26 protein-coding genes are annotated in these 15,270 nt (G+C 70.2%); 21 read left to right on the top strand and 5 right to left on the bottom strand.

All coding sequences use genetic code 11. From position 1 onward, the window contains the following. Positions 1-24: 24 nt before the first annotated feature. From ABZ671_RS01300 to ABZ671_RS01280, 5 genes are all read right to left on the bottom strand, one after another. The gene (locus ABZ671_RS01300) at positions 25-360 is read right to left on the bottom strand and encodes a hypothetical protein (RefSeq protein ID WP_357849383.1); all 336 of its coding nucleotides are present in this window, start codon (positions 358-360) and stop codon (positions 25-27) included. 13 nt (positions 361-373) lie between these two features. Then, positions 374-949 (bottom strand): hypothetical protein, encoded by a 576-nt coding sequence (locus ABZ671_RS01295; RefSeq protein WP_357849380.1) that lies wholly within the window; start codon positions 947-949, stop codon positions 374-376. Between the two features lie 30 nt (positions 950-979). Next, positions 980-1,747, bottom strand: coding sequence for a GIY-YIG nuclease family protein (locus tag ABZ671_RS01290; protein WP_357849377.1), 768 nt, complete (start codon positions 1,745-1,747; stop codon positions 980-982). A 140-nt stretch (positions 1,748-1,887) separates the two neighbouring features. Beyond that, on the bottom strand, positions 1,888-2,490 hold the full coding sequence (locus ABZ671_RS01285) for a hypothetical protein (RefSeq protein ID WP_357849374.1): 603 nt from the start codon (positions 2,488-2,490) through the stop codon (positions 1,888-1,890). A gap of 131 nt (positions 2,491-2,621) precedes the next feature. Then, positions 2,622-2,864 carry a hypothetical protein gene (locus tag ABZ671_RS01280; protein ID WP_357849371.1) on the bottom strand — a complete coding sequence of 81 codons (243 nt, stop codon included), beginning with the start codon at positions 2,862-2,864 and terminating at the stop codon, positions 2,622-2,624. A 154-nt stretch (positions 2,865-3,018) separates the two neighbouring features. On the opposite strand from ABZ671_RS01280, the gene ABZ671_RS01275 reads away from it, so the two are divergent. From ABZ671_RS01275 to ABZ671_RS01175, 21 genes are all read left to right on the top strand, one after another. Further along, positions 3,019-3,564, top strand: coding sequence for a hypothetical protein (locus tag ABZ671_RS01275; RefSeq protein WP_357849368.1), 546 nt, complete (start codon positions 3,019-3,021; stop codon positions 3,562-3,564). Between the two features lie 152 nt (positions 3,565-3,716). Continuing rightward, complete coding sequence (locus tag ABZ671_RS01270; RefSeq protein WP_357849365.1) at positions 3,717-4,043, top strand: hypothetical protein; 327 nt, start codon at positions 3,717-3,719, stop codon at positions 4,041-4,043. Between the two features lie 98 nt (positions 4,044-4,141). Next, the gene (locus ABZ671_RS01265) at positions 4,142-4,387 is read left to right on the top strand and encodes a hypothetical protein (RefSeq protein ID WP_357849362.1); all 246 of its coding nucleotides are present in this window, start codon (positions 4,142-4,144) and stop codon (positions 4,385-4,387) included. Then, a complete protein-coding gene (locus ABZ671_RS01260; RefSeq protein ID WP_357849359.1) occupies positions 4,384-4,848 on the top strand; it encodes a hypothetical protein in 465 nt (154 codons plus the stop codon). Before ABZ671_RS01265 ends, ABZ671_RS01260 begins: the two co-directional genes overlap by 4 nt. 329 nt (positions 4,849-5,177) lie before the next feature. Next, complete coding sequence (locus tag ABZ671_RS01255) at positions 5,178-5,321, top strand: hypothetical protein (protein WP_357849356.1); 144 nt, start codon at positions 5,178-5,180, stop codon at positions 5,319-5,321. Continuing rightward, positions 5,318-5,812: a hypothetical protein gene (locus ABZ671_RS01250; protein WP_357849352.1), complete on the top strand. Its 495-nt coding sequence runs from the start codon at positions 5,318-5,320 to the stop codon at positions 5,810-5,812. The genes ABZ671_RS01255 and ABZ671_RS01250 overlap by 4 nt, the downstream gene beginning before the upstream one ends. After that, positions 5,812-6,033, top strand: coding sequence for a hypothetical protein (locus tag ABZ671_RS01245; protein WP_357849349.1), 222 nt, complete (start codon positions 5,812-5,814; stop codon positions 6,031-6,033). Before ABZ671_RS01250 ends, ABZ671_RS01245 begins: the two co-directional genes overlap by 1 nt. A gap of 118 nt (positions 6,034-6,151) precedes the next feature. Then, complete coding sequence (locus ABZ671_RS01240; RefSeq protein ID WP_357849346.1) at positions 6,152-6,394, top strand: hypothetical protein; 243 nt, start codon at positions 6,152-6,154, stop codon at positions 6,392-6,394. A gap of 5 nt (positions 6,395-6,399) precedes the next feature. Next, positions 6,400-6,777 (top strand): hypothetical protein, encoded by a 378-nt coding sequence (locus ABZ671_RS01235; RefSeq protein WP_357849343.1) that lies wholly within the window; start codon positions 6,400-6,402, stop codon positions 6,775-6,777. A 40-nt stretch (positions 6,778-6,817) separates the two neighbouring features. Then, positions 6,818-7,123 carry a hypothetical protein gene (locus ABZ671_RS01230; RefSeq protein WP_357849341.1) on the top strand — a complete coding sequence of 102 codons (306 nt, stop codon included), beginning with the start codon at positions 6,818-6,820 and terminating at the stop codon, positions 7,121-7,123. A gap of 48 nt (positions 7,124-7,171) precedes the next feature. Then, on the top strand, positions 7,172-7,486 hold the full coding sequence (locus ABZ671_RS01225) for a hypothetical protein (protein ID WP_357849338.1): 315 nt from the start codon (positions 7,172-7,174) through the stop codon (positions 7,484-7,486). 150 nt (positions 7,487-7,636) lie between these two features. After that, positions 7,637-8,245, top strand: a complete 609-nt coding sequence (locus tag ABZ671_RS01220; protein WP_357849336.1) for a hypothetical protein — start codon at positions 7,637-7,639, stop codon at positions 8,243-8,245. A gap of 165 nt (positions 8,246-8,410) precedes the next feature. Beyond that, positions 8,411-9,292, top strand: a complete 882-nt coding sequence (locus tag ABZ671_RS01215; RefSeq protein WP_357849332.1) for a hypothetical protein — start codon at positions 8,411-8,413, stop codon at positions 9,290-9,292. Positions 9,293-9,495: 203 nt separating this feature from the next. After that, positions 9,496-10,137: a hypothetical protein gene (locus ABZ671_RS01210; protein ID WP_357849329.1), complete on the top strand. Its 642-nt coding sequence runs from the start codon at positions 9,496-9,498 to the stop codon at positions 10,135-10,137. A 104-nt stretch (positions 10,138-10,241) separates the two neighbouring features. Next, positions 10,242-10,445 (top strand): hypothetical protein, encoded by a 204-nt coding sequence (locus ABZ671_RS01205; RefSeq protein ID WP_357849326.1) that lies wholly within the window; start codon positions 10,242-10,244, stop codon positions 10,443-10,445. Positions 10,446-10,479: 34 nt separating this feature from the next. Then, positions 10,480-10,827: a hypothetical protein gene (locus ABZ671_RS01200; protein ID WP_357849323.1), complete on the top strand. Its 348-nt coding sequence runs from the start codon at positions 10,480-10,482 to the stop codon at positions 10,825-10,827. Continuing rightward, positions 10,824-11,312 (top strand): hypothetical protein, encoded by a 489-nt coding sequence (locus ABZ671_RS01195; protein ID WP_357849320.1) that lies wholly within the window; start codon positions 10,824-10,826, stop codon positions 11,310-11,312. The genes ABZ671_RS01200 and ABZ671_RS01195 overlap by 4 nt, the downstream gene beginning before the upstream one ends. A gap of 113 nt (positions 11,313-11,425) precedes the next feature. Next, positions 11,426-11,920 (top strand): hypothetical protein, encoded by a 495-nt coding sequence (locus ABZ671_RS01190; protein WP_357849317.1) that lies wholly within the window; start codon positions 11,426-11,428, stop codon positions 11,918-11,920. After that, entirely contained in the window at positions 11,917-12,483 is a 567-nt protein-coding gene (locus ABZ671_RS01185) for a hypothetical protein (RefSeq protein ID WP_357849314.1), read from the top strand. Before ABZ671_RS01190 ends, ABZ671_RS01185 begins: the two co-directional genes overlap by 4 nt. A gap of 134 nt (positions 12,484-12,617) precedes the next feature. After that, positions 12,618-13,775, top strand: a complete 1,158-nt coding sequence (locus tag ABZ671_RS01180) for a hypothetical protein (protein ID WP_357849311.1) — start codon at positions 12,618-12,620, stop codon at positions 13,773-13,775. Between the two features lie 128 nt (positions 13,776-13,903). Then, entirely contained in the window at positions 13,904-15,229 is a 1,326-nt protein-coding gene (locus tag ABZ671_RS01175) for a hypothetical protein (RefSeq protein ID WP_357849309.1), read from the top strand. The last annotated feature ends 41 nt before the right edge of the window (positions 15,230-15,270 follow it).

The following is a 15,270-nucleotide window of genomic DNA, read 5'->3' as shown; positions in this document are numbered from 1 at the left end:
GGGTTACCTCCGGTTCGTGGTCGGTCAGCCGCGCGAGACGTCGGGGACGGTGGCAGCCCAGTCGGGCCGGAATACGAGCTGATCCCGGTCGACACCGAGCCGGTCGCACAGCATGTCGAATGCCAGGTTGCCGCCGGTCATGTGCGAGCCGTTGCGGAGGGCGTTGTCGACGGCGGCGAGGATCAGCGGCAGGTCGCCGTCTGCGGCCCGGCTCCACTCGGCGTCGTTGTCGGAGCGGTGCCAGCCGGCGTGGCCGTGCGGCAGCGCGCACACGGCGGGCGGGATGGGCGCGCCGGTGGTGGGAATGGTGGGGGCGTGGTCGCCGCAGCGGCCGACGGTCGGCTTCGGGCTGTCGGTCATGGGGTTACCTCCGTCAGTCGTCGTTCTCGGTGCACGGGCACGTTGAGTAGCCGGCCCCGTCCTGCGGGCAGTCAGCACTGTCGGCGTTGTAGCAGCCGTTGAGGGTGCAGCAGTCGCAGCCGGGGCAGGGCGGGTCGGCTGTCTGCCGGGCGGCAGGGCGTAGGGCCATGGTGCCGTGCTGGTCGCAGCGGGGAAGCGGTTCGAGGTCTGCCGTCGTCATTTCCTGCGGCTCCGTGTCGTCGGTGTCGGGTCCGGTGCGGTCGGTGGAGTCGACGAACCCGAGCCGGTCCAGGATCACCCGCACCTCGTCCAAGCCGCTCGGCTGCTCAGCGGCCAGCGAGGCGAACAGCGGGGCGACGTCGGTGAGCGCGGCGAACGCGTCGTCGAACATTTCCAGCTTGATCGCGTCGGGGCCGAGGCTGGGTTTGGCGACGATGGCGAACTCCCAGAACACCCCGCCGCCGAGGGACGCCTTACGGATGTTGAGTTTGGCGTCCTCGCCGAGCCGGGCGTGCCAGGCTTCGGCGGTCACGATGTAGTCGAGCCGGTAGCCGGCGGTAGTGGTCAGCTTCGCAGTCGGGTCGGTCATGGTGTCCTCCGGGTTGGTGGTTGGCGGGGGTTATCCGCGTGAGACGTTCGGGGCGAGCAGGTCGGTACGGCCATGCTTGATCAGGTAGTCCACGAGTCGCTGCCGGGCCTCGGGCGTGTCGTTGTGCTGAACGTTGAACAGGGGACGTAGCTCGCGGATCAACTCCCGTTCAAGCTGCTCAGCGTTTGGCCGGGACGGGCGCCGCCGCACCTCACAATGAGCAGCGAACGCGGCCCACGATGACCTTTTGGCGTGCCGGTTCTGCCGGGACGCCAAGTCCTCCGTGATCCCTATGTAGATGAGCACGTTGTCAGCGTCGTACCACAGGTAGAGGGCGGTCTCGTCGCTGCGCAGCTCGTGTAAGAAGTCGTTGAGGCTCTGGTGCTGCAACCACACCGGGTCCGGTGTCTCACCTGGCCGGATCCGGTCGACATCGGCAACGATGCTGGCCAGCAGTAAGCCGTCGACCCGGTCACCGAGCCGGGCGGCGAGTTCTTGGCCGGTCACCTCGACGCGGTCGTGGCCCATCGCTGCTAGCACCTCGCAGACCGTCTGGTGGTCGCCGTTGAAGTCGGCGGGCCGCAAGTCCTTGGTTGCCGCAGCGACGAGCGGCAGCCCGCCACGCACTAGTGCGGCGATGGCGCACCGTTCGATGAGCTGCCGCCACTGCTGGCCTTCGGGACGACGGACGTCGTGTTCGGGAGGCACGGCAGGGAAGAGGTTGACTTTGGGATTTTGATCCGGCTCGCGGCCCGCGCCGCGCAGCGGGGCGGGGTCGGTCGGATGGGTTGGTGTCATGGGTTGGTCCCTATGGGTAGGTGGCAGAAAGTGACTTTGGGTAGGTGGCAAAGTCACTTTGCCCATATGCCTAAAGTGGCTTTGGGTATCTACCGAAACTGACTTTGGGTACCGAAACTGACTTTGGGTATCCCCGGCGGTCACCAGTCGTCCCCCCGTGCCGTCCGGAACACCTTCCACCGGTCGTCACCCAGATCCGCCCACACCCGCCTGCCGGCGGCCTCCTCCCGCTGATCGAACCTGTCCCGGCACGACAGCCCGGCGCGGCCCTTCTTCGCCCGAGGAGGAGCGCAGAAGCACACTCCGGTCAGGACGAAGTTCAGCCTGTCCTTGTCGTCGAACTCGGTGGTCGATTGGGGGTTGAACACCTTGCCGCAGCCGGCGCAGGTGAACTTGCGGCCGTGCGGCCCGAGGATGGGCAGCGCGTACCAGGTGTCGGGGATGAGTAGCTGGTACTCGTCGGCGAGTCGCTGGTGGGGGACACCATGGGCAACCCGGTGCGCCATGCCGAGCGTGCGGAGCACCTTCCACGCGTTGTTCACGGTCACGACGCTGTAGCCGGTCTCGCGGGCGAGCCGTTCGCTGCTGGGGTAGCAGTTGGCGCCGGTTTCGTAGTCGGCGAAGTCCATCGCTGCTCGGGCGACGTACTTGATCGACGTTTCGACGAGCAGGATGCGGGCGAGGGTGTTCCACCGGACGATGAACGGCTTGTCCGGGTCGTCCGGGCGCGGGATGCGCTTCATCGCCGTCCGCCTGGTGCGGGCGTCGTGTTGGTGTTGCTAGTCTCGTGCACGGCCCAGGCCTCTCTGGGTTAGTCGGCCCGGGTAGCGGCGTTGGTAGCGCCGTCCGGGCCGCACCCGCTTCTGCGGGCGGGTCAGTCCTGCTGGTCGGTCTTCGGCTTCTGCTCGACGTCTTTGAGGATCTTGTCGACCCAGGTGTCGGACCAGACGTGGCCCATCCACCGGCGGATGGTCGACTTCTTCACGCCATCGGCGTAGGCGTGGCGTGTTGCTTGGATGAGTTCGTCTCGTGGGGTGGCGACGATGCGTTCCGCCTCTGCGCGGGCTTGCTCAAACGCCGCGCCTTTCTCCCGTAGTTGGGTCTCGTGGTCGGTCATGCCCCAACCTTACACCAACCTGGTTGCCAACACGTACGCCAAACCGGTTGACATGGGCAAACGCGTGGCCTAACTTAGTAGATGTAAGCGTTAGCGGTGACCGGGCCGGTGCTACCAACACCCCCGGGAACCCCGATCGGGAGAGGCCCCCGACATGAGCAACACGCTCGACATCAACCAGACGCTCACCTACATCACCCCCGATGGCCGGGTGACCATCACCGTCCAGCGGGTCCGCGAGGACGTCTTCACGGTCACCACCTATCAGGGCACCTACCGGGTTGAGGACAACTGCGGCAGCTACGACGACGAGCAGGTTGCCCGTCTCATCGCGCAGGGCTACGCGGTGCTGTACCGGGCCGAGCACCCGGCCGACCCGGAGCCCGAGGCGGCCGAGGAGGAGCCGCAGCCGGAGCCGGAGCCCAACGCGTTCGACGCCCTCGCCGCGCTGGGTGAGCTTCGGCAGGTCCGGCCGACCATGGCCGGCGCTCACCTCGCCGACCTGACCGACGCCGGGCAGCGGGCCATCAACCGGCACCGTGACGGGATCGTCCGCCCCGGTGGCGGGATCAGCCGGTCGACGTTGAACGCGTTGGAGCGGCAGGGCTACGGCACTCTGACCTACGTGGGGCGTAGTGCGCGGATCGACTACCTGACGCTCAACCGGCGTGGGCTGGCTGCGGTGCGGGTGGACGGGTGATCCGGGTGGGGTTCCCGTTTTTGGGCGTGTTTCGGCGAGTTGGTTGACAGGGGGGAGCACCCCCGGTAACTTGATAGATGTAACAACTACCGGTGAGCGGGCCGGTGCTACCAACACCACCCGCAAGCCCCCGATCGGGAGAGGCCCCCGACATGACCAGCACACTCGTTCAGCCCGGCGACCAGCACACCACCACCGTGTTCGACACGCTCACATTCGGCGTCCCCGAGGACGCCGCCCTGGTGGCCCGGATCGTCCGCAACGGACGGCAGGCCGGGCACGACGACGAGCAGATCGCCGAGCAGATCACCGAGGCGCTCGCCGGCATCGCCAACGACTACCGGGGCCGCCCCGGCTACGAGCCCCGCGTCACGGACGCGGAAACGGCCATGCGGCTGATCGAGCCCCTGGCCGACGCCGCCACCGGATTCGACCGGGACGGGCTGCTCGCCCGCCTGCGCGCCGACCTCGGCTACTGACCCAAACCTTCGGGCGGCCCCGCCATAAGGGGTCGGGGCCGCCCCTGCACCACCAAACCCGATGCGCCATCCAAACCCATGTTCTGAGGAGAACTGTCATGGCTGCTCTCGCTGTCACCGCCCGCCGCACCAACCGCACCGCCGCCCGTGAGACCCGCCGGCCGAAGCTGGTCATCGTCCCGGCCGCCGGGGACGAGCCGGAGCCCGCCGCAGACGGGGACGAGCTGAACGACACCGTCGACAGGGAGCCGAAGGTTCGCCGGCAGAAGATGCGCCGCCCGTCCCGGCACACCGCCAAGACCGCCGCCATCGCCGCGTCGCGGCTCGAAGGGGCGTGGGCGTGATGACCGCGGTGAACCTCATCGCGCGGGGCATCTGCGCCGACGGGCGGGAAGCCGCCGCCGGCCGGGTCCGCCCCCAGCTCGCCGCCCTGCTCGCCGCCGCCGACAGCTACCAGGTGGCCGCCGTACAGGGCCGGTGGACGCTCGACATGCACTGGTGGGCGCGGGTCGCCATCCACGCCGGGTACGGCGTGTGCGCCGCCGACCCCGACGGCAGGCCGGTGCTGGCCCTCACCGACGCCGGCCGGGACGCCCTCGCCCAGGCGCGGGCGCTGCGGGACATCCACAGCGCGGACGCCGTCAACACCGCCGCTTACCGGGCCGGCTACATGCGGGCCAGCGCGGACATCGTCGCCTACCGGCGGAAGCGTCGCTTGCGCCGGCTAGTCGGGAGGCTGGCGGGAGTGGTGTTCCTCCTCGCCGCCGGTGCCGCCGCCGGTATCGCCGCCACCCACGGCCTGTGACGTGAGCCCGCCGGGCCGGAACCAGCTTTCCCGGCCCGCGCGGGGTCAACACAGACCAACCCAACCCGTGATGGAGGCCCACATGAGCAAGCAGCAGAACACCGACCCCCGGCAGAGCGGCAAGTCGTACGGCGACTTGTCCCCGTCCCGGGCGGTCGAGGCGGCCAAGGCCAACGCCAAGACCAGCACGAAGTAGCCCCGCGCGGGGGCGGCCACAAGCTTCCGACGGCCCCGGCCGCCCCCGCTGTCCCCGACCACGAGGACACCCCGCACATCGGCGACTGCGACGCCCGGCGGGGTGGCCGACCAACCCGAAAGGGGGGCCAGCCATGGCCCAAGATATCGAACGGCTCCGCAAGGAGTACGAGGAGGCGCAGAAGCTCGCCGAGGCGATCGGTGGCCCGCAGGCCGCGAAGGATGTCGAGGCAGCCCGGCAGGCCCTCGCCGACGCCGCGAAGGGCAAGAAGCGGTGACCGGCCTGACCGGCTGGTGGCGGCGGCGGGTCCAGCAGCGGCGCACCCGCTACCGGCTGAACATCCACCAGACCGCCGCCCGCCGCTTCCGGCACACCCTCGCCCGCACCGCCCGCCCGGCCGACCGGTCACGGACGCTGCTGAACCTGGCGACCGCCACCACATGCATCGCCATCGCCACCGAACAGGCAGACGGTGGCGTGCGGTGGCTGCCGGACGAGAAGCAGAGCGTGCGGATGTCCCTCACGTACGAGGCCAACCTGTACCGGGCGCTATCGGACGCCGACTGGTCGGCCGCGCACGGCATCCGCCGGCACCCCGCAGCCCCCAGCATCGAGCTGGCCGCCGGGTGCGTCCTGGACCAGATCGCCGCCGACCCGGCCGGCTCCCGCAACCCGGAACTGATCGTGAAGCTGCGGGAGGCGGTGACCCCGGTAGTCGGGGCACGGGCCGCCGCGTCCGCCCTGACCGGGATCGGGGGTGGCCGGTGATGGACCTGGCCACCCGGCTCCTGCGGGCCGCCACCGCCGTGTCGGCCGCCGTGATGCTGTTCGGCGTGCTGCTGCTGTTCGTGCAGCTCACCACCGGCCTGTCGCTGCTGACCATCCACGTCGACACCTGGCAGGTTCCCGGCGCGCTGCCGGTTTTCGCGGCCGGGATCGTCGGCTACCTGGCGCTCGACCCGGTGTGGCGTCGCAGGGCACGGCGCTAACGACCCCGACCGGCCACGGTCCCCCGGCGCAAAGCCTGCGCCGGGGGCCACCGATCCGTCGCACGACCGCCAACCCTGGCCGCCGTGCACCACCAACCACGCAACGAGGAGGACTCTGATGACCGCACCGACCACGACCCTGATCCGCACCCGCCACCGCCGCAGCAGACCGGCCCCGGCGCCCACCACCGCCGACCGGGTGTGCGCCGCCCTCGACCGGCAGGAGCCGGTGATGCTGGCCGTCGCGAACGCCGGCCGTGGCTGGTGGGCGGTCGACGCCACCCCGGCCGAGGCGACGGTGCGCCGGCACGGGCAGACGATGACGGTCGCCTGGGACGCCGTCACGGTCGACGAGGGCTGAGCGCTGTGACCGTCCGATCCCTGCCCGAACCGTGTTGGCTGCTCCTTGTCGAGGACGGTGACGACGGGCCGGAGGAGCAGCACAGCGTGGGCGGGGAGGGGTCGCAGTTCTTCGCGGCGATCGCCGACTTGTGGGTTTTGGCGGGGCGGTTGGAGGAGGAGCCGCCGTTGCCGTACCGGGCTGACCGGCCGTGCCTGGTGTTGTGGTGCTCGTTGTGCGAGGTCCCGTTTGGCAGTGGTGAGGGGGAGCATTTCGAGACGGCGGAGGAGGCGGTGGCGGAGGCTGCGATGGAGGGGTGGGTGGGGCAGTTGTGTCCGGGGTGTGCGGGACACGCGGGGCCGGGTTTCGGGGATTCGCTGGACGGGCCACCCGACAGCCGGTAACTTGATTGAGGTAAGCGCTATCGAGATAACGGAGGGCGTCATGGACTACACCACCGCCTGCGACTGGCTCGGCTACCCCACCATCACCACGACCGGCGTCCGCTGCGGCAACCACCACCCCGACGAGGTCACCCGCCACTTCGACGTCGCCGCCGTCCGCGACTGCCACATCATCGGCTACCAGGAGGAGGCCGCCGCCGAGGCCGACTACCGCGCCGAGCTGGCCGCCGCGCGGGCCCTCGAAGACCGCGGCTACTGGGCAGCCCGCGCCCAGGACGACTACGAGGCCGCCATGGGCGTGATCCCGTTCGACGTCGCCTACCGCGACGCCCTCGCCGCCGCCTGACCCTGACCGACCACGCAGTCCAACCGCAACCAGCACAGGAGGTGCCCAGTGGGTGCAGACGAGTTCCAGCAGTACGCCGACGGAGCCGACCCGGCCGAGGCGTTCCGCGACGCCTGTGAAGAGGCCCGCCACGAGTACGGCCACCGGGGATATACCGGCACCCTCGCGGAGAAGGACGACTACATCGTCATCGAAGGTAAGCCCACGCCACGCGAACTTGCCGAGGCGTTGGCTTCGCGTCTGGTGCGGGATGACGACCCGCGCATCCGCGACAAGTGGGGACCGGCCGGGGCCATTGCCGTTGCCGCCGACGGGTCGACCGGCATCGCGGGGTGGCTGTTCTTCGGCCTCGCGAGCTGCTGACTTTCTTGCGCCACCGCGAGCCCCCGGGTGCTGCCCGGGGGCTCGGCTGCGCGCGAGAACATGCCGGGCGAATTTGGTAGATGTCGTGGACGGGGTCGATCGCGGCCGGTAGGTTAGTAGATGTAACCGCTACCGAGTTAAGGGGTTGGCATGGACGTTCAGACCATCCGCGCGAAGATCGCAGCACTCGAAACCCTGGCCGACCCGAACCGCGCCACCACCCCCGAACACGAGCGCGCCGCCGCACAGCGGATGCTCGACCGCTTCCGCAAGCTCCTCGCCGAGCAGACCGCCGTGGCCGGCAGCAGCTACACCCCGTATGACCGCTGGTACGGCGAGAAGTACGCCGGCACCCGCCACCTGCCCCTCACCGACATCGCGAAGCTGATCCGCGCTGAGGTGAAGTTGGCGCGCAAGCTCGCGAAGATGACCGCCACCCCCGGTGCCGTCAAGGTCGCCGACCCGATCGGGGACGCCCCGACCGGGATCAAGGTCAGCGTCCGGACCAGGCACGGCAACTCAATCGACGTGCGGCTCACCAACATCCCCGACGAGTGGGGCTGGACCGAGGAGCCGGATGACAGCTACATCGACCGCCGGTACCGCCTGGTGCCGACGCCCGCGTTGCAGGCGTTCGCCCGCGCGATCAAGGAGGTGATGGACTCGTACAACTATGACGGGTCGGACGTCCAGACCGACTACTTCGACAAGCGGTTCTACGGCGGTGTCTCGAACGAGTGGGGGCTGCACCTCGCGTGATGCGGGTGGCCGGCGAGCCGCACCTACGAAACCCCCGGGCGCTGCTCGGGGGTTTCGTCGTGCCTGGGGGAAACACGCGGGAAAAATTTGGTAGATGTCGTGGACAGGGTGGGGTTAAGCCGGTAACTTACTAGATGTAATCGCTACCGAGCACGGAGGCTCGCAATGGACATCACCACCGCCACCCCGGTCGAGATCGACACCCAGCTCGCCGACATCTACCGCCGCGCCAACCAGGCCGAGCAGAAAGTCGAGATCGCGGTCGTCGGCCTCCACTACGGCCTCGGCGAGCGCCCCAACTACGTCACCCGCACCCGCAAGGAGTGGCCCGCCACCACCGCCGAGGCACTGGCCGCCTGCCGTAACCGGGGCGACGAGTACAACGTGATGTACGGCAAGACCTTCGCCGACATGGCCGCCAAGTACGACACCGCCGTCACCGCCCTCGCCGCCATCGAGGCCGAGGCCGACGTCCTGAACGCCGAGTTCAACCGCCGGGGCGGCTGGTCCCGGTTCTTCACCGTCCAGAACAACGGCGGCCACATCCACTCCTCGATGTCCTGTCAGACCTGCAACAAGCGAGGCCTGCGCACCGATTTCGGCTGGAACCCCGAACTGTCCGGCCTCACGATGGAGCAGGCGATCACCCGCTTCGACCGCCACGCGCACATCCTGTGCACCGTCTGCTTCCCGGCCGCGCCGGTCGAGTGGACCGTTCGGGACCGGGCCGCCGCCGCGACCACCAAGGCCGCCAAGGCTGCCGCCGAGCAGGCCGCCCGCCTGACCGACCCGAAGCTGATCGGCGCCCCCGACGGGGCGGTGCTGAGGGTCGACGGAGACACGCTGCGGACAGTGCGGGCCGCGCAGATCGCGATGGGCTCCCACCTTTTTTGGGCGCTGTACGCCGAGCGGGGCGGCAACAGTGGCGACGGGCGGCGCTGGCACGCGCGGCAGATCGCGGAGGCCCTGGCCGCCAAGCTCGGCGAGCAGGCGGACGACATCCTGGCCGCCGCCGAGGTGAAGGCGAAGAAGAAGCTCGGCCGCTGACCTACCCCGGCCCGCCCCACCCGGGGCGGGCCACCCGACCCAAGGAGACCGTCATGCCCCGTAGCGAGAACCGCCAGTGCGACCGCTGCCGCCTCACCGAGTGGTGCCGCTGGATCGGCCGCATCGGCGGCTGGTTGTGCCGCGAATGCGCCGACCACGAACGCCGCTCCTGACCACCGACCCGACCCGCGAGGAGAAAGACCATGGCCCGCCTCACCCACAAGCCCGCCATCCGGCAGCTACAGGCGCAGCTCAACGCCGAGCACGCCGGCCACCTGTGCCACATTGGGCACTGCCCGCACGACACCCCACCGCCCGCCCTGCCGGCCGGCATCCTGGCCCTGGTCGGATTCGACCCGAGCCCTGTCCCCTCGCGGGACGTCGTGCTGCTGGTCCGCTTCACCCGTCGGGAATGGGGCGGCGGGTGGAACGTGGTCCGCGCGGACAATGGCCGGACACTCGGGTGGACCGGCAAGGTCGGCCCCGTGGGCGAGCACGCCGGCCTGTGGTCGGCCCACGTATGCCACTCGGCGTTCCGTGGCGACGGACCCGACGACACCGGCGACCCGTTCGACCGGGTTGATCCCCGACTCCACAACGGTGTTCCCGGCGAGCCCTTCACCTGCAAGGCGATCGACTACTGCGACCGCCGGGGCTCGGCCGCCTGGTCGATCGTGTCCCACTTGGTGTGGGAGCACGCCCCGGCCGCCGGTTACCCCCGGCACCGGCGGGTCGAGCAGTACCGCACCCGTCCGGAGCAGCATTTCGAGCTGGACGGCCGGTGTGTGTGCGGTGAGGTGGTGCCGTGCCCGGAGCGGGCGCGGCTGACGGCTGAGGGTCGCTGACCTGTTCGGACGATTTGGGTCGGGTTTCGTGGTTTCGCTGGTCCCGGCCACCCTCAGCCGGTATCTTGGTAGATGTAAGAGCTACCGAGCTGCCGGAGGGCGTCATGACCACCACCACCGAACACAAGAGGGCCAACCCCCACACCCTCAACCCGGGCATGACCGTCATCTTCCGCAACGCCGGCACCGGCCCGGCACGGCTGGCCACGGTCCTCCCGCGCGGACCCATCGGCCAGGTCATGGTCCAGCTCGAAACCGGCCCCGTCGTGGCCGTCTGCGAAGGCCGGGAACTGTTCCAGCTCAACTAGCCGCCCGCACCGGAACCCCGAGGAGGGAACACCCATGACCGCCACACTCATCCACGACCCCGACGTTCGCGCCCAGCGCATCGGCGACCTGACCGTGGCCGACTACACCCCCACCGACCAGGGGGACGCCCTCCGGTGCGACGGCCACTCGACCACCAACACCGCCGGCTACGTGGTGCGCCGCACCCTCGACAACGACGGGCAGCGCATCACCAACCCCACCACCCCCGGGCAGCTCGGCGTCGACGTGTACGCCGTCGCCTGCGAACCGGGCTGGGGCAACTACGACAAGGCCCTCACGGCGGCCCGCGCCTACCGGTCCGGCAAGTCGTGGGCGACCATCGACACCCTGTACCGGTGCGGCCACCGGGGGCAGGCATGACCGCCCCGGCGTCGACGCTGGCCGGCATGTCACCCGAGGACCAGCAGCGGGTACGTAACGCCGTCGCCGACACCGGACCGGGCATCTTCGCCTCACCACTGATCGGTGGTTCCCGGTCGGACGTCGCCCGCTACCTCGCCGAAGGGGAGCTTGGCCGGCGGCTGGCCGACCGGCACGACTGGCGCGTGGTGTGGAAGGCGGTTGCGCAGGTGATCGACGAGGACCCGGCCGTGGTTGAGCGGTCGCCGGAGCAGGCCAAGGCCGACGCGGAGGCTCGCACCGTTCGGGTCGACGGGATCGTGGACGAGGCGCAGCAGGCATTGCAGGCCGGTGACCTCGTCCAGGTGGCCGCGCTGCTCGATGAGGCGTGGGCGGTCGACCCCGACCACCGGATACCTGGTGTCGGTGGTGTCCGGTCGCTGGGTGTGCGGTTGTCGGTTGTCCGTGACCGTATCCATGCCCGCCTGATCGGACGTGACGCATGAGCGCTGCGCGGTGGCGGTGTTTGGTCGGGGTGTTCGGCGTTTCGCTGGTCCGAGGCACCCCCATCCGGTAATTTGATAGCTGTAACCACTACCGTCCTTCGGAGGGGGTCAACATGAGCACCACCACCAAAACCCACCGCGCCGTCTGCGCCGACTACACGCGGGAGTTCAGCAGCGAGGCCGCCGCCCGAACGTGGGCCGCCAACATCGAGACCAGCGGCCACTGCCGGGAGCTGCACACCATCGAGGTCCGCGACGGCAGCGAGTGGGCGCCGCTGCACGTCGCCCAGGCCCGCCGCATCCTCGCCGCCGACCTCGGCACCACGACGGACGGGCTGGTGAAGATGCACGGCGGCTGGTCCGCCGAGACGTCCCAGCGGGCCAACGCCGCAGGCCCGGCCGGCTCCGACGCCTGGCGTGCCGCGCTCGGTGCACACGAGCAGGCCACCCTGACCGCAGACGGCCGCGCAGCGGAGACGACCAGGTGGTGCGCCTGCCCGTCGGTCGCCGACGACGAGTGGGTGCGGTACGAGCGGTGGAGCGCACGCGGCCGGGAAGCACACGGCTACGTCCACTCCGGCTGCCGGGCGTTGGTGCAGGCCGGATGACCGCCCCAGCGCCGGCGCAAGCCCGGTACGAGCTGGGCGACGCGTTGCCCGCCGACCGGGTGGAGATCCGCGACCAGGCCACGGGCGAGGTGGTGCTGATCTGCCACCGGTACACCGCCGGCCGGTGGCTGGCCTGGCAGACCGGCCCGCCGGCTGGCCCGGGGGAGTGGATCGAGGACAACGACTTTCGGGTGTGCCGGTGTCGGCACCTGTGCGCCTCCCACGCCTCGACCCTGGCCGACTACTCGCATGCGCCCGGGGTGGGCAACGGGCAGTGCGGTGTGGACGGCTGCGGGTGCGGCCGGTTCGACCTTGCGATCGGGCGACCCACGCCGCCGGGGTTGGACCCGGCCGCAGTCCGGGCTGAAATGCGGCGGACGGTGCGGCACTTCCAGCGGTACACCGACGAGCAGCGGGCCAACCGGGCGGCGTCGCACCGGTTGGGGCACCGGCAGCGTCAGGCGGTGGGGGAGGTGTTCTTCACTCACCCTGCGATGCCGGGTCGAGCGTTCGGCTCCCGCCGGGCTGCCGCTGAGGCTGCGGTGCGCAGGGTGCGGGGGTGACCGTCCTGGGGGTCGGGGGTGGTGGGGTGTGCCTGCGGGGAACTTCTGGGGGGAATTTGGTAGTTGTCGTGGACAGGTGCCCGCCCATGGCCTAACTTAGTAGTTGTAAGAGCTACCGATATCGGGGGGCAGTCATGCTGATCACCTACGGCGAACTGGTCGCGACCCAGGACAAGATCGCAAAGATCAACGCACGCGCTGAGAAGCGAGGCTTCACCGGTCGCCTCGACGTCCAGGCCGAGAAGGTCACCAAGAAGAAGACCGACGCCCTCGGCTTCGAGATCGAAGAAATCTGGTACGAAACCACCATCACCGGCGACGCCCCCAGCTACGCCGGCTGGAAGTTCATCGCCACCCTCGACTTCGACGCAGAAGCCGGACTGATCGTCCGCACCGCCCCCGGCGTCGACAAAGTCGACCGGGACGGCCTCCGCGAAGGCTGGTGCGACCACTGCCGCAAGCAGCGGCACCGCAAAGGCACCTACCTCGTGCGCGACGAGGCCGGCGAGCAGCGCCAGGTCGGTAGCACCTGCATCAAAGACTTCCTCGGCTGGATCGGCCGCCCGGTCTTCCTCTCAACCGACGAGGTTCAGGAGGAGGTCGACCACCTCCTGGCCGGCGGCGGGTACTACGAGAAGCGTTGGACGATCGACACAATCCTCGCCGTCGCCTGGGCCGCCATTCAGGCCTTCGGGTTCGTGCCGGCCAGCAGCTACGACGGAACACCGACCCGGTCCGTCGTGATGGCGGTGCTCGACCCCAACCCGCGCAGCGAGCGTGACCGGAAGTTGGGCGACAAGCTGCGCCCCTACGTCGAGCGGTCCGCCGAGCAGGCCCGGATCATCCGCGACTGGCTGCTCAGCGACGACTTCTCGGGTGACACCGAGTACGTCCACAACATGAAGGCGGTCGCCGGTGCCGAGACCGCGGGCGCCCGCAACGTCGGCCTGCTGGCCTCCGCGCCGCAGGCGTGGGCGCGTGCCATGGAGCGGGACCTGATCCGCCGCCAGGAGGCCGAGGAGCTGGTCAACGAGCACGTCGGCACCCCCGGTGAGCGGCTGGAACTGACGGTGCGGGTCAAGTCGATCCGGCCGATCCCCGGCGGGTGGGGTACGACGATGATCTACACGCTGGTCGGCGACGACAAGCGGGTTTACAAGTGGTTCGCCTCGAACGACGCGCTCGGTGAGACGGCCGGCGCGGTCCACCGGATCAAGGGCACCGTGAAGAAGCACGACGAGTACCAGGGTGCGAAGTCGACTGTGTTGACGCGGTGCAAGGTGCTCGCCTGAGGGGCGCGGCCCTTGGGGGGTCGGGTGGGCAATTCTCTACCGCAAACTTGGTAGATGTTATTGCTCGCCCGGCCCCCGTCCCGTATCGTGCTAGTTGTAACCGCTACCGAAATCAGCCGGAGGACGCCGTGACCGCCACCGCCAAGCCCACACCCGCCCAGGCCGCCATGATCGCCTACTTCCACGACGGCACCAGGTCAAGCGTCCGCAGCAACCAGGCCAGCTACACCGTCTGTGAGCGTGAGGGCTGGGTCGAAAAGACGGAGAGCTTCCCGTACCACCGGGCCACCGACGCCGGCATCCGTGCCATCGGCCGGGAGGTGCCGGTGCACCTGCACACCGGGTTCGGTGTCGACGGCAAGGCCGTCTGCGGCGAGAAGGTCACCGAGCAGACCAAGACCGCCACCAACATCGACAAGGTCACCCACGCCGGCTGCCGGGCCGCCTACGACGCGTACCGGGAGAAGCTGACCGCCGAGCTGCGCAAGTTCGCCCGCCGCGAGGCCCCTTACGACGGGGAGCCGCAGGCCGCCCCGGCGGGGGACACCCGACGGGCCGGCACGGACGCCGACGACGAGGCCGCGGTGGTCGAACACGTCGAGCCGCCGGCCGTGGTGCGGGACGTGGACGGGCGCGAGTTCGGGGTGGGCGCCCTGGTCGTGGCCGTCGCCGAAGGGGACGGGCTGCGGGGCGACCGGGCGACCGTCATCGGCGTCACCCGCACAGCACCCGACCCGACGGTGGTGCTCCGGTTCGAGCACCTGTCGAACCCGCACGTCCGGTACGCGGATGAGGTGCGGGTGGTCGACGAGACCGTGCCGTGCCACTACGCCCGGGACACCCGCGAGGGCGAGACCGCCTGCGGCGAGGCGGTCTGCACCCTGACCGGCCGGGTGGCCTCCGAGCGGGCCGGGGTGACCTGCCGTGACTGCCTGGACGTGCTGGACACGGCGCGGCTGATGCGCGCCGGCCTGTCCCGGGAGGAGGCGGAAGACCGGGTGCGCCGCAACCGTGAGGCGGAGGAGATCGAGCAGGCCGAGGCCGACGACATCGACGCGGCCGAGGCCGACGACGCGGTCTACCGGGACAAGTTCGACGACACCGCCGAAGCCGCGGACGAGACGGAGTCCAGCCCGGCCGAGGAGCCGCCGACCGTGGTCCGGGTCGACGGCCGGGACGTCGTACTCGCCGACGCCACGCTGGTGCAGCTGGCCGTGATCTGCCGGGACGAGATGGCCCGCGCCCAGCACCTCAACCCGAACGAGGGCCGCCGGTACTTCCGTGCCCGCCGCGCGTCGGACGCCGCGCTGGACGAGATCAAACGGCGGATGGACACCCTGCACCGGGCGGCGGTCGTGACAGGGCCGGACAGTGGCCTGGCCGACGTCCTGGCCGTGCTAGACGCCACGGACCGGCGGGCCGGTGACCAGCCGCCGGCCGCCCCAACGACCTGAACACCCCCGGTCACGCGCGCGACAACACACACGGAGTTGGC

The organism is Micromonospora sp. NPDC006766 (assembly GCF_040636055.1).
In the GTDB taxonomy this organism is placed as follows: domain Bacteria; phylum Actinomycetota; class Actinomycetes; order Mycobacteriales; family Micromonosporaceae; genus Micromonospora.
The sequence above is the reverse complement of the archived record's forward strand: the minus strand, read 5'-3'. Positions and strand labels throughout refer to the sequence as shown.

Coding starts and splice junctions, on each gene's coding strand:
- ABZ671_RS01300 (WP_357849383.1), bottom strand. CDS start 360: ATGACCGACAGCCCGAAGCCGACCGTCGGCCGCTGCGGCGACCACGCC.
- ABZ671_RS01295 (WP_357849380.1), bottom strand. CDS start 949: ATGACCGACCCGACTGCGAAGCTGACCACTACCGCCGGCTACCGGCTC.
- ABZ671_RS01290 (WP_357849377.1), bottom strand. CDS start 1,747: ATGACACCAACCCATCCGACCGACCCCGCCCCGCTGCGCGGCGCGGGC.
- ABZ671_RS01285 (WP_357849374.1), bottom strand. CDS start 2,490: ATGAAGCGCATCCCGCGCCCGGACGACCCGGACAAGCCGTTCATCGTC.
- ABZ671_RS01280 (WP_357849371.1), bottom strand. CDS start 2,864: ATGACCGACCACGAGACCCAACTACGGGAGAAAGGCGCGGCGTTTGAG.
- ABZ671_RS01275 (WP_357849368.1), top strand. CDS start 3,019: ATGAGCAACACGCTCGACATCAACCAGACGCTCACCTACATCACCCCC.
- ABZ671_RS01270 (WP_357849365.1), top strand. CDS start 3,717: ATGACCAGCACACTCGTTCAGCCCGGCGACCAGCACACCACCACCGTG.
- ABZ671_RS01265 (WP_357849362.1), top strand. CDS start 4,142: ATGGCTGCTCTCGCTGTCACCGCCCGCCGCACCAACCGCACCGCCGCC.
- ABZ671_RS01255 (WP_357849356.1), top strand. CDS start 5,178: ATGGCCCAAGATATCGAACGGCTCCGCAAGGAGTACGAGGAGGCGCAG.
- ABZ671_RS01245 (WP_357849349.1), top strand. CDS start 5,812: ATGGACCTGGCCACCCGGCTCCTGCGGGCCGCCACCGCCGTGTCGGCC.
- ABZ671_RS01240 (WP_357849346.1), top strand. CDS start 6,152: ATGACCGCACCGACCACGACCCTGATCCGCACCCGCCACCGCCGCAGC.
- ABZ671_RS01230 (WP_357849341.1), top strand. CDS start 6,818: ATGGACTACACCACCGCCTGCGACTGGCTCGGCTACCCCACCATCACC.
- ABZ671_RS01220 (WP_357849336.1), top strand. CDS start 7,637: ATGGACGTTCAGACCATCCGCGCGAAGATCGCAGCACTCGAAACCCTG.
- ABZ671_RS01215 (WP_357849332.1), top strand. CDS start 8,411: ATGGACATCACCACCGCCACCCCGGTCGAGATCGACACCCAGCTCGCC.
- ABZ671_RS01210 (WP_357849329.1), top strand. CDS start 9,496: ATGGCCCGCCTCACCCACAAGCCCGCCATCCGGCAGCTACAGGCGCAG.
- ABZ671_RS01205 (WP_357849326.1), top strand. CDS start 10,242: ATGACCACCACCACCGAACACAAGAGGGCCAACCCCCACACCCTCAAC.
- ABZ671_RS01200 (WP_357849323.1), top strand. CDS start 10,480: ATGACCGCCACACTCATCCACGACCCCGACGTTCGCGCCCAGCGCATC.
- ABZ671_RS01195 (WP_357849320.1), top strand. CDS start 10,824: ATGACCGCCCCGGCGTCGACGCTGGCCGGCATGTCACCCGAGGACCAG.
- ABZ671_RS01190 (WP_357849317.1), top strand. CDS start 11,426: ATGAGCACCACCACCAAAACCCACCGCGCCGTCTGCGCCGACTACACG.
- ABZ671_RS01185 (WP_357849314.1), top strand. CDS start 11,917: ATGACCGCCCCAGCGCCGGCGCAAGCCCGGTACGAGCTGGGCGACGCG.
- ABZ671_RS01180 (WP_357849311.1), top strand. CDS start 12,618: ATGCTGATCACCTACGGCGAACTGGTCGCGACCCAGGACAAGATCGCA.